12 protein-coding genes and 2 tRNA genes are annotated in these 13,529 nt (G+C 39.7%); all 14 read left to right on the top strand.

What is annotated here, in order from left to right:
* The first annotated feature begins 292 nt into the window (after positions 1 to 292).
* The 14 genes from parC to sufC all read left to right on the top strand — a co-directional run bounded on the left by parC (position 293) and on the right by sufC (position 13,528).
* A complete protein-coding gene (gene parC / locus ACWPUA_RS01490; protein WP_454378707.1) occupies positions 293 to 2,770 on the top strand; it encodes a DNA topoisomerase IV subunit A in 2,478 nt (825 codons plus the stop codon).
* Between the two features lie 129 nt (positions 2,771 to 2,899).
* Positions 2,900 to 3,922, top strand: a complete 1,023-nt coding sequence (locus ACWPUA_RS01495; RefSeq protein WP_006153311.1) for a branched-chain amino acid aminotransferase — start codon at positions 2,900 to 2,902, stop codon at positions 3,920 to 3,922.
* A gap of 21 nt (positions 3,923 to 3,943) precedes the next feature.
* Positions 3,944 to 5,911 carry a peptide ABC transporter substrate-binding protein gene (locus ACWPUA_RS01500; RefSeq protein WP_006153264.1) on the top strand — a complete coding sequence of 656 codons (1,968 nt, stop codon included), beginning with the start codon at positions 3,944 to 3,946 and terminating at the stop codon, positions 5,909 to 5,911.
* 34 nt (positions 5,912 to 5,945) lie between these two features.
* A complete protein-coding gene (locus ACWPUA_RS01505; RefSeq protein ID WP_006153277.1) occupies positions 5,946 to 6,635 on the top strand; it encodes a DUF969 domain-containing protein in 690 nt (229 codons plus the stop codon).
* Positions 6,632 to 7,555 (top strand): DUF979 domain-containing protein, encoded by a 924-nt coding sequence (locus ACWPUA_RS01510; protein WP_006153230.1) that lies wholly within the window; start codon positions 6,632 to 6,634, stop codon positions 7,553 to 7,555. The genes ACWPUA_RS01505 and ACWPUA_RS01510 overlap by 4 nt, the downstream gene beginning before the upstream one ends.
* Before the next feature lie 13 nt (positions 7,556 to 7,568).
* Positions 7,569 to 8,213, top strand: coding sequence for a pyroglutamyl-peptidase I (gene pcp, locus ACWPUA_RS01515; protein WP_006153272.1), 645 nt, complete (start codon positions 7,569 to 7,571; stop codon positions 8,211 to 8,213).
* Positions 8,214 to 8,337: 124 nt separating this feature from the next.
* Positions 8,338 to 8,568: a DUF2969 domain-containing protein gene (locus ACWPUA_RS01520; RefSeq protein ID WP_006153263.1), complete on the top strand. Its 231-nt coding sequence runs from the start codon at positions 8,338 to 8,340 to the stop codon at positions 8,566 to 8,568.
* A gap of 49 nt (positions 8,569 to 8,617) precedes the next feature.
* Positions 8,618 to 8,698: transfer RNA gene (locus ACWPUA_RS01525), tRNA-Tyr, on the top strand.
* 9 nt (positions 8,699 to 8,707) lie between these two features.
* Positions 8,708 to 8,779 (top strand) — tRNA-Gln (locus tag ACWPUA_RS01530).
* Between the two features lie 159 nt (positions 8,780 to 8,938).
* On the top strand, positions 8,939 to 10,141 hold the full coding sequence (gene rpsA, locus ACWPUA_RS01535) for a 30S ribosomal protein S1 (RefSeq protein WP_004253232.1): 1,203 nt from the start codon (positions 8,939 to 8,941) through the stop codon (positions 10,139 to 10,141).
* A gap of 84 nt (positions 10,142 to 10,225) precedes the next feature.
* Complete coding sequence (locus ACWPUA_RS01540; RefSeq protein ID WP_454378711.1) at positions 10,226 to 10,723, top strand: GAF domain-containing protein; 498 nt, start codon at positions 10,226 to 10,228, stop codon at positions 10,721 to 10,723.
* A complete protein-coding gene (gene dnaX / locus ACWPUA_RS01545) occupies positions 10,723 to 12,387 on the top strand; it encodes a DNA polymerase III subunit gamma/tau (protein WP_454378713.1) in 1,665 nt (554 codons plus the stop codon). Before ACWPUA_RS01540 ends, dnaX begins: the two co-directional genes overlap by 1 nt.
* A gap of 22 nt (positions 12,388 to 12,409) precedes the next feature.
* Positions 12,410 to 12,604, top strand: coding sequence for a DUF3272 family protein (locus ACWPUA_RS01550; protein WP_004253242.1), 195 nt, complete (start codon positions 12,410 to 12,412; stop codon positions 12,602 to 12,604).
* 153 nt (positions 12,605 to 12,757) lie between these two features.
* A complete protein-coding gene (gene sufC / locus ACWPUA_RS01555) occupies positions 12,758 to 13,528 on the top strand; it encodes a Fe-S cluster assembly ATPase SufC (RefSeq protein WP_000114489.1) in 771 nt (256 codons plus the stop codon).
* The last annotated feature ends 1 nt before the right edge of the window (position 13,529 follow it).

Below are 13,529 nucleotides of genomic sequence, written 5' to 3' on the forward strand. Positions count from 1 at the left end.
CAGAGAGGATAGTTTAGTTATATAAAGTAACTGAAATTCTTTTCTATAAAATCTACTCTACATTCTTTGAAAGGAGTTGAACACGCCCTAAATGCTGTGTGAAAACTCCTGACGCATCTTTTAAAACGTATTTTAAACTACAGAAAGGATAGTTTGGTTACTGGAGGTAACTGAACACGGGACTAAGACTTGGGAAAAAAGATAAATCGCCTTGGGTTCATCGAACCCTGCAGCGATTTCCTATTTTTCTACAGAAATTTTCGGCAGGCCGAATCGTCCCTTTGTATCTTATATGAGTAATATCCAAAATATGTCCTTAGAGGACATCATGGGAGAGCGCTTTGGTCGCTACTCCAAGTACATCATTCAAGACCGGGCTTTGCCAGACATTAGGGATGGATTGAAGCCGGTTCAACGCCGTATTCTTTATTCGATGAATAAGGATGGCAATACTTTTGACAAGAGCTACCGTAAGTCGGCCAAGTCTGTCGGTAACATTATGGGGAATTTCCACCCACACGGGGATTATTCTATCTATGACGCCATGGTTCGTATGTCTCAGGACTGGAAAAATCGTGAGATTCTAGTTGAAATGCACGGTAATAACGGTTCTATGGATGGAGATCCGCCTGCGGCTATGCGTTATACCGAGGCCCGTTTGTCTGAGATTGCAGGCTACCTTCTTCAGGATATCGAGAAAAAGACAGTTCCTTTTGCTTGGAACTTTGACGATACCGAGAAAGAGCCAACAGTCTTGCCAGCTGCTTTTCCAAACCTCTTAGTCAATGGTTCAACTGGGATTTCAGCTGGTTATGCCACAGATATTCCACCGCATAATTTGGCTGAGGTCATTGATGCTACAGTCTACATGATTGATCATCCTACTGCCAAGGTTGAAAAGCTCATGGAATTCTTGCCTGGGCCAGATTTCCCTACTGGTGCCATTATCCAAGGCCGTGATGAAATCAAAAAGGCCTATGAAACTGGTAAAGGGCGCGTGGTTGTTCGTTCTAAGACAGAAATTGAGAAGCTAAAAGGTGGTAAGGAACAAATCGTTATCACTGAGATTCCTTATGAAATCAATAAGGCTAACTTGGTCAAGAAAATTGATGAAGTCCGTGTCAATAACAAGGTAGCAGGTATCGCTGAGGTTCGTGATGAGTCTGACCGTGATGGTCTTCGTATTGCTATCGAACTCAAGAAAGATGCGAACACTGAGCTTGTTCTCAACTACCTTTTCAAGTATACTGACCTACAAATCAACTACAACTTCAACATGGTGGCGATTGACAATTTCACACCTCGTCAGGTGGGAATTGTGCCAATCTTGTCTAGCTATATTGCCCACCGTCGTGAAGTTATCTTGGCGCGTTCTCGCTTTGATAAGGAAAAGGCTGAAAAACGTCTTCATATCGTGGAAGGTTTGATTCGTGTCATCTCTATCCTGGATGAAGTTATTGCCCTTATCCGTGCTTCTGAAAATAAGGCTGATGCCAAGGAAAACCTCAAGGTCAGCTATGAATTTACAGAAGAACAGGCTGAGGCCATCGTTACCTTGCAACTTTATCGTTTGACCAATACAGACGTGGTTGTCTTGCAAGAAGAAGAAGCAGAACTTCGTGAGAAGATTGCTATGCTTGCGGCTATCATCGGTGACGAACGAACCATGTACAATCTCATGAAGAAAGAACTTCGTGAGGTCAAGAAGAAATTTGCGACTCCACGTTTGAGTAGTTTAGAAGATACTGCTAAAGTGATTGAGATTGATACAGCTAGTCTGATCGCTGAAGAAGATACTTACGTCAGCGTGACTAAGGCAGGTTACATCAAGCGTACTAGTCCTCGTTCTTTCGCAGTTTCAACGTTAGAGGAAATTGGTAAACGGGATGATGACCGATTGCTATTTATCCAATCTGTTAAGACAACTCAACATCTCTTAATCTTTACGACACTAGGAAATGTTATCTACCGTCCTGTCCATGAATTAGCAGATATTCGTTGGAAGGATATCGGGGAGCACTTGAGCCAAACGATTACAAACTTTGAAACCAATGAAGAAGTGCTATACGTAGAAGTTGTGGATCAGTTTGATGATGCGACGACCTACTTTGCAGCGACTCGCCTTGGACAAATCAAGCGTGTTGAACGCAAAGAATTCTCTCCATGGAGAACCTATCGTTCTAAATCTGTCAAATATGCTAAGTTGAAAGACGATAGTGACCATATTGTAGCTGTTGCACCAATCAAACTTGATGATGTTTTGTTGATTAGTAAAAATGGATATGCCCTTCGCTTTAATATCGAAGAGGTTCCAGTTGTTGGAGCCAAGGCTGCAGGTGTTAAAGCTATGAATCTGAAAGCAGATGATGAGCTTCAAGCTGCCTTTATCTGCAATACTTCATCCTTCTATCTGTTAACGCAACGTGGAAGCTTGAAACGGGTTTCAACAGAGGAAATTCCAGCAACCAGTCGTGCTAAGCGTGGTCTTCAAGTTCTGAGAGAATTGAAGAGTAAACCACATCGCGTCTTCTTGGCCGGTTCTGTCTCAGAACAAGGATTTATCGGAGATCTCTTCAGTACAGAAGTAGAAGATGGCGAACAAACTCTGGTTGTTCAATCAAATAATGGAACGATTTACGAATCAATCCTACAAGATTTGAATCTATCAGAGCGCACAAGTAATGGAAGCTTTATCTCAGATACTATTTCAGACGAGGAAGTTTTCGATGCCTATCTCAAAGAAGTCTTTAAAGAAGAAAAAGATAATTAAGAAGAAAATCAGTCCTAGTGACTGATTTTTTATAAATAAAATTTTCAGAAAATTACAAATAATACTTGAATTTTTAGGAGAATAGTGTAGAATAGAACACAAAGCTTGATTAGAATAAAGGAGATTGTCATGACCGTTACGATTGATTGGGAAAATCTCGGTTTTTCCTATATGAAACTACCTTATCGTTATATCGCTTATTTTAAAAATGGACAATGGACTCAAGGAGAATTAACAGAAGATGCAACCTTGCATATTTCAGAATCATCTCCAAGCCTTCACTATGGACAGCAAGCATTTGAAGGATTGAAAGCCTATCGTACAAAAGATGGCAGTATTCAACTCTTCCGTCCAGATGAAAATGCTAAACGACTCCAACGTACCTGTGACCGTCTCTTGATGCCCCAAGTGCCAACAGAAATGTTTGTAGAGGCTTGTAAGTCAGTAGTTCGTGCTAATGAAGAATACGTACCACCTTACGGAACTGGTGGAACCCTTTATCTTCGTCCGCTCTTGATTGGTGTCGGAGACATCATCGGGGTAAAACCAGCCGAGGAGTATATTTTCACCATCTTTGCTATGCCAGTTGGAAATTACTTTAAGGGTGGATTGGTTCCAACAAACTTCTTGATTCAAGATGAGTATGACCGTGCTGCACCAAATGGGACAGGAGCTGCCAAGGTCGGTGGGAATTATGCAGCTAGTCTTTTGCCAGGAAAAGTGGCTAAATCACGTCATTTCTCAGACGTTATTTATCTCGACCCATCAACCCACACCAAGATTGAAGAAGTCGGTTCAGCAAACTTCTTTGGTATTACTGCTGACAATGAGTTTGTAACGCCACTGAGTCCATCAATCTTACCATCGATTACCAAGTATTCATTGCTTTACTTGGCAGAGCATCGTTTAGGCTTGAAGCCTGTCGAGGGAGATGTACCAATTGATAACTTGGATCGATTTGTAGAAGCAGGTGCCTGTGGAACAGCAGCAGTAATCTCACCTATTGGGGGAATCCAACACGGTGATGATTTCCATGTTTTCTACAGTGAAACAGAGGTTGGTCCAGTGACTCGTAAACTATACGATGAATTGACAGGTATCCAATTTGGGGACATTGAAGCACCAGAAGGCTGGATTGTAAAAGTAGATTAAATATTATTAAAGGAGATCTTTATGAAAACGAAAAAGTGGATGTTAACAGCAGGAGTGGTCCTGAGTACAGCAGTTTTTCTTGTGGCTTGTGGTAAAGTTGATAAAGAAGCAGATGCACCTACAACCTTCTCTTATGTCTATGGAGTAGACCCATCATCTCTGGACTACAGTATTGCAACTCGTACTTCAACAACGGATATTATTGGTAACGTTGTTGATGGTTTGTTGGAAAACGATGAATATGGAAATTTGGTTCCTTCACTAGCAGAAGACTGGAGTGTCTCACAAGACGGTTTGACTTATACTTATAAACTTCGTAAAGGAGTTAAATGGTATACCTCAGAGGGTGAAGAATATGCTGAAGTAACAGCGCATGACTTTGTTACAGGACTAAAACACGTAGCAGATGGTAAATCAGACGGTGTCACTCTTATTCAAAACTCCATTAAGGGCTTGAATGAATATATGACTGGTGAGACTAATGACTTCTCTACAGTTGGGGTTAAGGCATTGGATGACTACACAGTCCAGTATACTCTTAATGCACCTGAAAGTTTCTGGAATTCAAAAGTGACTTCAGCAACCATGTTGCCGGTAAACGAGGAATTCCTCAAAGCTTCAGGTAAGAACTACGGAGCAGTAAGTCCATCTGGAATTCTTTATAATGGTCCGTATATCTTGAAGACATTGACTTCAAAATCTTTAATCGAATACGAAAAGAACCCAAATTATTGGGATAAAGAGAAGGTTAAAATTGAGAAAGTAAAATTGACCTACTATGATGGTTCAGACCAAGAATCATTAATCCGTAGCTTCTCTTCAGGTGTTTATACAACAGCTCGTATCTTCCCAAGTAGCTCAAACTTTGCTTCTACATTGGAACAATACGGAGATAAAATCACATACAGTCCACAGGATTCAACTAGTTATTACTTTACCTTTAACGTAAACCGTCAATCTTACAATAAGACTGCGAAAACAAGTGAAGAACAGAAAACTTCTACAAAAGAAGCGATGTTGAACAAGGACTTCCGTCAAGCAATCAACTTTGCCTTCAACCGTCATTCATATGCTGCACAACTCAATGGTGAAGATGGTGCGGACAAGATCATTCGTAACAGTCTAGTTCCAGATAACTTTGTACAATCTGGTGGTAAAAACTTTGGTGATATCGCTCAAAAAGAATTGGTCAACTATGGAGACCAATGGAAAGGCGTTGAGCTTGTAGACGGAAAAGATACCATCTACAATCCAGACAAAGCCAAAGCTTCATTCGAAAAAGCTAAGAAAGAATTGGAAGCAAAAGGTGTAACCTTCCCAATTCATTTGGATGTTCCGGTTGAACAGACAGATACAATTGCCGTTCAACAAAGTAATTCCTTCAAACAATCAATCGAGTCAACTCTTGGTTCTGAAAATGTCGTGATTGATGTCCTTCAGATGACCGATAACGAAAAGGAAAGCATTACATCGCAAGCACGTGTTCCAGCCCAAAAAGACTATGACTTGAACAGTACTGGATGGGCTCCAAGCTACCAAGACCCAGCAAGTTATCTTAATATCATGGATCCTAAGACTGGTTCTGCTATGAAACACCTTGGTATTACAAAAGGTAAAGACAAGGAAGTAGTAGCTCAACTTGGTCTGGACGAATATAAGAAACTCTTGGATGATGCAGTTTCTGAAACAAACGATTTGGACAAGAGATATGAAAAATATGCTAAAGCTCAAGCATGGCTCACTGATAGTTCTCTCTTAATGCCAACCGCTTCATCAGGTGGTTCACCAGTTGTCAGCAACGTTGTTCCTTTCTCTAAACCATACTCACAAGTAGGTATTAAGGGTGATCCATATATCTTCAAGGGAATGAAATTGCAAAAAGAAATTGTATCTGCTAAAGAATATCAAGCAGCTCTTGAAAAATGGCAAAAAGAAAAATTGGAATCAAACAGTAAATACCAAAAAGAACTAGAAAGTCATGTCAAATAAAACAGACTAGTATTTTTGGAATAAAGGGGCCTATATGGAATGGATTAAACTAATAGGGATAGTTATCATTGTGGTTGGATTTATCTATAAATTAGATACCATCGCAACGGTAGTCTTAGCTAGTTTAGTTACAGCTCTAGTTTCTGGAGTTTCTCTTGTTGAGTTCTTGGAAATTTTAGGAAGAGAATTTAGCAATCAACGAGTTCTGACGATTTTTATGGTAACCTTGCCCTTGGTTGGTTTATCTGAAACTTTTGGACTCAAGCAACGTTCGATTGACTTGATTCAAAAGATTAAAGGACTGACCGTAGGAAGTTTTTATACCGTTTATTTCTTTTTTCGGGAACTCGACAGCTTCTTTGCCATTCGTATCGGAGGGCAGCCGCAGTTTGTAAGGCCTCTGGTTCAACCCATGGGACAAGCAGCGGCAGAGTCACAATTAGGTAGAAAATTAACGGAGCAGGAGAGCGAAGCGCTAAAAGCGCGTGCAGCAGCAAATGATAATTTTGCAAATTTCTTTGCTCAGAACACTTTCGTTGGTGCAGGTGGTGTCCTCTTAGTTGGGGGCACTCTGGACCAATTAGGTTACGAAAGTAATTATGCAGGGATCGCTTCGGCTTCTCTTATTGTTGCAGGAGTTGCCTTGCTTGTGGTAGGGTTGTACAATTACTTATTTGATAGAAAATTGCTAGCGAATAAGCTTAGTAAAGGAAAAGAAGAATGACCAATCTAGCAAGACAGTTATTAGAGTTAACCTATATTGTGATTGGTTGTCAATTTCTTCACACGGCCTATTGTAGCTACAAAGACAAAACAAACCCAGTTCGATATGGAACAGCTGGGTTTTGGGCTTTATTGGGCATCAGTTTTATCGGTGGTTCTTATCTACCTTCTATCTGTATTGGAGTTATCGTAGTGCTCTTAGCCCTACTAACTCTCTTTAAACAGGTTCGTATCGGAACCTTACCGTCTCTGGATGAAGTCAAGGCAAACTTTGAAGCTAAACGGTTGAAGAATAAAATTTTTATTCCGGTCATGCTGATGGCTTTGATTGCTTTAGTATTAGCAAAAATGATCCCTGAGTTTAGTAAGATTGCTATCAGTCTTGCAGCATTTTTAGCAACCATTTCTCTTTTATTGATTACTAAGAGTTCTCCTAAAAGCTTATTATCAGAAAACAATCGCATGGTTCAGCAAGTCTCAACTAGTGGGATTGTTCCCCAACTTTTAGGAGCTTTGGGGGCTATTTTTACTGTAGCTGGAGTTGGAGATTTAATGTCACATCTGATAAGTGGTTTTGTGCCTTCGGGGAGTCGGTTGATGGGTGTAGTGGCTTATGTGTTGGGAATGGTTCTATTTTCAATGATTATGGGAAATGCCTTTGCGGCCTTTACTGTCATTACTGCTGGAATTGGTGTTCCCTTTGTATTTTCCTTGGGAGCAGATCCAATCGTGGCGGGTGCTCTTGCTATGACAGCAGGTTGTTGTGGGACTCTATTAACCCCAATGGCTGCCAATTTCAATACTCTACCTGTAGCCCTTTTGGATATGAAAGATCCAAATGGCGTTATCAAAGCACAAGTAGGAGTAGCTATTGTCATGATTATCATACATGTATTTCTGATGTACTTTTTGGCATTTTAGTAAAGGAAATAAAATGAAAATATTAGTTACAGGATTTGATCCTTTTGGTGGTGAAAAGGTCAATCCAGCTCTAGAAGCAGTTAAATCACTACCGTCTGAAATCAATGGTGCAGAGCTTCATTGGGCAGTAATCCCAACGGTCTTTTATAAATCAGCAGAGGTTTTAGAAGCAGAAATAAATCGATACCATCCAGATGTTGTGCTTTGTATCGGACAAGCAGGAGGAAGAGCGAGTTTGACTCCTGAGAGAGTTGCTATCAATCAAGATGATGCTAGAATTCCTGATAACCAAGGAAATCAACCGATTGACACACCCATTCGCCTAGATGGAGAAGCTGCCTATTTTAGCACACTCCCTATCAAAGCAATGGTACAAGCTATAAAAGAAGAAGGGCTACCAGCTTCAGTATCCAATTCAGCAGGGACCTTTGTTTGCAACCATTTGATGTATCAGGCACTCTATTTAGCGAATAAGAAATTTCCCAATATGCTAGCAGGATTTATGCATATTCCCTATATGACAGAACAAGTGGTAAATAAGCCTAGTACTGCATCCATGTGCTTAAGAGATATTGTCCGAGGTATCGAAGTTGCTATTGCTGCTATCGTGGACCATAAAGATAAAGATTTGAAATTGGTCGGAGGGACGACTCACTAATAATTCAATTTTCAAATTAAAAAATATTCCTTAAACTCTCTGTCAAGATAAGCATGATAGAGAGTTTTTTCTTGCTAGATTAGGGAATTTCTTGTAAAATAGATAAAGTGAAAAGAGGTATGGTATGAGCAAAAAAGATAAAAAAATTGAGATTCAATTGTCAGATGCTAAAGTAGTAGTTGGAAAAGATAAGTACGCTGGTTACACATTAACAATTGGTAAAAAGTTAATCGGTGAAATTGCCGAACTAGATGACCAATTTGCAATCATAAAGAATGGAAATGTCGATAGTTTTTACAAGAATCTTGAAAAAGCTGTGGAAATATTGATTGAGAACTATAATTTAGCAAAATAATGCTTGTTTTTTGCAAATTTTCATGATATAATAGTTTTCGTTGATTGTCGGAGAGATAGCGAAGAGGCTAAACGCGGCGGACTGTAAATCCGCTCCTTCGGGTTCGGGGGTTCGAATCCCTCTCTCTCCATATCATCAATGGGGTATAGCCAAGCGGTAAGGCAAGGGACTTTGACTCCCTCATGCGTTGGTTCGAATCCAGCTACCCCAGTTCTTAGGTAATAAATTCAAGATAAAAAGAAAAATATCTTAGGGTATTTTATTTTTATAATTGAAGGACGTTCGAGATGTTCATGTCGTTGCGGGTGCTTAGGAAAAAAATTATAAGTATGTCAAGTTAAAAAGACTTGATTGTTGGAGGATTTTTTAGATGAATGAATTTGAAGATTTGCTAAATAGCGTTAGCCAAGTTGAACCTGGTGATGTTGTTAGTGCTGAAGTATTGACAGTTGATGCTAATCAAGCTAACGTTGCAATCTCTGGAACTGGTGTTGAAGGTGTCTTGACTCTTCGCGAATTGACAAACGATCGCGATGCTGATATCAATGACTTTGTAAAAGTAGGTGAAGTATTTGATGTTCTTGTACTTCGTCAAGTAGTTGGTAAAGATACTGATACAGTAACATACCTTGTATCTAAAAAACGCCTTGAAGCTCGCAAAGCATGGGACAAACTTGTAGGACGCGAAGAAGAAGTTGTTACAGTTAAAGGAACTCGCGCTGTTAAAGGTGGACTTTCAGTAGAATTTGAAGGTTTGCGTGGATTTATCCCAGCTTCAATGTTGGATACTCGTTTCGTACGTAACACTGAGCGTTTTGTAGGTCAAGAATTTGAAGCTAAAATCAAAGAAGTTGACCCTAAAGAAAACCGCTTCATCCTTTCACGTCGTGAAGTTGTCGAAGCAGCTACTGCAGCAGCTCGTGCAGAAGTTTTCGGTAAATTGGCTGCTGGTGATGTTGTAACTGGTAAAGTTGCGCGTATCACAAGCTTCGGTGCTTTCATCGACCTTGGTGGTGTTGATGGATTGGTTCACTTGACTGAATTGTCACACGAACGTAACGTTTCTCCAAAATCAGTTGTAACTGTTGGTGAAGAAGTAGAAGTGAAAATCCTTGACCTTAACGAAGAAGAAGGACGTGTATCACTTTCACTTAAAGCAACAACACCTGGACCATGGGATGGCGTTGAGCAAAAATTGGCTAAAGGTGACGTTGTAGAAGGTACAGTTAAACGTTTGACTGACTTCGGTGCATTTGTTGAAGTATTGCCAGGTATCGATGGACTTGTTCACGTATCACAAATTTCACACAAACGTATTGAAAATCCAAAAGAAGCTCTTACAGTTGGTCAAGAAGTTACTGTTAAAGTTCTTGATGTTAATGCTGATGCAGAACGCGTTTCACTTTCTATCAAAGCTCTTGAAGAACGTCCAGCTCAAGAAGAAGGACAAAACGAAGAAAAACGTGCTCCACGTCCACGTCGTCCAAAACGTCAAGAAAAACGTGACTTTGAACTTCCTGAAACTCAAACAGGATTCTCAATGGCTGACTTGTTCGGAGACATCGAACTTTAATCAATCAGAACTAATTATAAATCCTTTGTTGTAAAACAAGGGATTTTTCTTTTTTCAACTAGTATTTTTTGATATAATGGATTTATGTTACATTCCGAAAAAGAATTAATTTACCAAATTGTAAATGAACAACTCTCTAGTCTTTTAGAAGGTGAGACTAATGTGTTGGCTAATCTATCAAATGCCAGTGCTCTCTTAAAAATGAAGTTTCCTCGTACTGTCTTTGCAGGTTTCTATTTATATGACGGAAATGAGCTTATTTTAGGCCCTTTTCAGGGTGGAGTCTCATGTGTTAGAATCGCTCTCGGAAAAGGAGTTTGTGGTGAGTCAGCGGCTAGCCGTCAAACAGTTATCGTTGGTGATGTCAAGACTTATCCAAATTATATTTCTTGTGATAGTAGTGCTCGTAGCGAAATCGTACTTCCAATGGTAAAAAATGGACAGCTTTTGGGTGTATTAGATTTGGACTCATCTCATGTTGATGATTATGATTATATAGACCAACAGTATTTAGAAGAGTTTGTGTCCATTTTACTAGATAAGACAGAATGGAAATTTTCAATGTTTGAGGAGAAAGCATAATGTATCAGGCGCTTTATCGAAAATATAGAAGTCAAAATTTTTCACAGTTAGTGGGCCAGGAAGTTGTTGCTAGAACTCTTAAACAGGCTGTGGAACAGGATAAGATTAGTCACGCCTACCTCTTTTCAGGGCCTCGTGGAACTGGTAAGACTAGTGTGGCTAAGATTTTTGCTAAGGCTATGAACTGCCCTAATCAAGTAGGGGGAGAACCTTGTAATAACTGTTACATCTGTCAAGCTGTTATGGATGGAAGTTTAGAAGACGTTATCGAAATGGATGCTGCTTCTAATAATGGTGTTGATGAAATTCGTGATATTCGTGATAAATCAACTTATGCTCCAAGTATAGCTCAGTATAAGGTTTATATCATTGATGAGGTTCATATGCTTTCGACAGGTGCCTTTAATGCCCTTTTGAAAACACTGGAAGAACCAACTCCAAATGTAGTCTTTATTTTGGCAACAACTGAGCTTCATAAAATTCCTGCAACTATTTTGTCTCGTGTTCAACGATTTGAGTTCAAGTCCATTAAGACTCAGGATATTCGAGATCATATCTTCCAGATTTTAGAAAAAGAAGGGATTGATTACGAAACAGAAGCTGTTGAAATTATTGCTCGACGAGCTGAAGGTGGGATGCGGGATGCTTTGTCAATTTTAGATCAAGCTTTAAGTCTCACCAATGAAGATAGATTGACAACAGCCATTTCAGAGGAAATCACTGGAACCATTAGTCTCAGCGCCTTGGACGACTATGTGGCTGCAATAGCTCAAAAAGATGTTACCCGTGCTTTAGAAAATCTTCAGGTGATTTTTGATAACGGAAAGAGCATGACACGTTTTGTAGTCGATTTGCTGCAATATCTACGTGATATCTTAATTGTTCAAGCAGGCGGAGAAAATACACATCATAGTGATGCATTTGAGAGAAACTTAGCTCTTCCGCAGGATGTCTTGTTTGAGATGATCAGTCTTGCTACTAGAAGTTTAGCTGATATTAAGGCTAGCCTACAACCTAAAATTTATGCCGAAATGATGACTATTCGTTTAGCAGAAATTGATTCTCAACCAGAACTTTCAGGTGAAGTGGCTGAGGAATTGTCTTCTCTTCGAGAAGAAGTTGCACGATTGAAACAAGCTCTTGCCAATGTTGGTTCTAATCCCAAACAAACTGTTTCTACACCAAGTCGTCCGACTAACAGTAAGTCAATCTATCGTGTAGACCGAAATAAGGTGCAGTCTATTCTTCAAGAAGCAGTAGAAAATCCAGACTTAGCCCGTCAAAACTTAATCCGTCTTCAGAATGCTTGGGGAGAAGTCATTGAAAGCTTATCTGGTCCAGATAAGGCACTCTTGGCTGGTTCTAAACCAGTTGCTGCTAATGAACATCATGCGATTTTGGCTTTTGAGTCGAATTTCAATGCTGGTCAAACCATGAAACGAGACAATCTTAACACCATGTTTGGCAATATTCTTAGTCGTGCCGCTGGATTTTCTCCAGAAATTTTAGCTATTTCACAAGAAGAATGGCTAGAAGTTCGAGCTGCATTTTCAAGCAGAGCCAAAGGTTCTCAAGAACAAGTCAATAAGGAAGAAACCGAAGAGTCCCTACTTCCTCAAGGCTTTGAATTTTTAGCAGATAAAGTGACTATAGCAGAAGACTAAAAGGAATTGGTGGTAAAAGACTATGAACAGACAACAATTTATTATCATGGCCTTATTTACTGCTGCTGAGACTTATTTCTTTAATGAATCCATCATGGAGCAACGGTATATCGTGGCCTTGCTTTGGGCTATTTTGATCCTGAGAAATTTTCGCGTGAGTTATATCATGGGTAAAATTGTGAGCGCTATAGATGATCATTTTCAAGGGAAGAAGTAGCTCCTAGCTTCTAGACAAAATCAAAGCCTTTTAGGCTTTTTTTGTTATACTATTAAGGTATATTTATTGACATTTTACTGTGTTTTTCTAGGGATTTAAAAAGGTTAAATTTCAGGTAAATACAGTAAAAAGGATGAAAAGAAAGGAACAATCATGTCAGTATTAGAGATCAAAGATCTTCACGTTGAAATTGAAGGAAAAGAAATTTTAAAAGGGGTCAATCTGACTCTTAAAACAGGAGAAATTGCAGCTATCATGGGACCAAATGGTACCGGTAAGTCTACTCTTTCAGCTGCTATTATGGGGAACCCAAACTATGAAGTCACTAAAGGTGAAGTCTTGTTTGACGGTGTAAACATCCTTGAATTGGAAGTGGATGAGCGTGCGCGTATGGGACTTTTCCTTGCCATGCAATATCCATCAGAAATTCCTGGGATTACAAATGCTGAGTTTCTTCGTGCAGCTATGAATGCTGGTAAAGAAGATGATGAGAAGATTTCAGTTCGTGAATTTATCACTAAGTTAGACGAAAAAATGGAATTGCTCAACATGAAAGAAGAAATGGCAGAGCGTTACCTCAACGAAGGTTTCTCAGGTGGTGAGAAAAAACGTAACGAAATTCTTCAACTCTTGATGTTGGAACCAACTTTTGCCCTCTTAGATGAGATTGACTCTGGTCTTGATATTGATGCCCTTAAAGTTGTCTCTAAAGGTGTGAATGCTATGCGTGGTGAAGGTTTTGGTGCTATGATCATTACTCACTACCAACGTCTTTTGAACTATATCACACCAGATGTGGTACACGTTATGATGGAAGGTCGTGTTGTTCTTTCTGGTGGCCCAGAATTGGCTGCACGCTTGGAACGTGAAGGATACGCGAAACTAGCTGAAGAACTTGGCTATGACTACAAGGAAGAATTGTAAT

Source organism: Streptococcus sp. Marseille-Q6504 (genome assembly GCF_965111625.1).

Excerpts from the sequence above, each read along its gene's own strand:
- parC (WP_454378707.1), top strand. The coding sequence starts at position 293 with ATGAGTAATATCCAAAATATGTCCTTAGAGGACATCATGGGAGAGCGC.
- ACWPUA_RS01495 (WP_006153311.1), top strand. The coding sequence starts at position 2,900 with ATGACCGTTACGATTGATTGGGAAAATCTCGGTTTTTCCTATATGAAA.
- ACWPUA_RS01500 (WP_006153264.1), top strand. The coding sequence starts at position 3,944 with ATGAAAACGAAAAAGTGGATGTTAACAGCAGGAGTGGTCCTGAGTACA.
- ACWPUA_RS01505 (WP_006153277.1), top strand. The coding sequence starts at position 5,946 with ATGGAATGGATTAAACTAATAGGGATAGTTATCATTGTGGTTGGATTT.
- ACWPUA_RS01510 (WP_006153230.1), top strand. The coding sequence starts at position 6,632 with ATGACCAATCTAGCAAGACAGTTATTAGAGTTAACCTATATTGTGATT.
- pcp (WP_006153272.1), top strand. The coding sequence starts at position 7,569 with ATGAAAATATTAGTTACAGGATTTGATCCTTTTGGTGGTGAAAAGGTC.
- ACWPUA_RS01520 (WP_006153263.1), top strand. The coding sequence starts at position 8,338 with ATGAGCAAAAAAGATAAAAAAATTGAGATTCAATTGTCAGATGCTAAA.
- rpsA (WP_004253232.1), top strand. The coding sequence starts at position 8,939 with ATGAATGAATTTGAAGATTTGCTAAATAGCGTTAGCCAAGTTGAACCT.
- ACWPUA_RS01540 (WP_454378711.1), top strand. The coding sequence starts at position 10,226 with ATGTTACATTCCGAAAAAGAATTAATTTACCAAATTGTAAATGAACAA.
- dnaX (WP_454378713.1), top strand. The coding sequence starts at position 10,723 with ATGTATCAGGCGCTTTATCGAAAATATAGAAGTCAAAATTTTTCACAG.
- ACWPUA_RS01550 (WP_004253242.1), top strand. The coding sequence starts at position 12,410 with ATGAACAGACAACAATTTATTATCATGGCCTTATTTACTGCTGCTGAG.
- sufC (WP_000114489.1), top strand. The coding sequence starts at position 12,758 with ATGTCAGTATTAGAGATCAAAGATCTTCACGTTGAAATTGAAGGAAAA.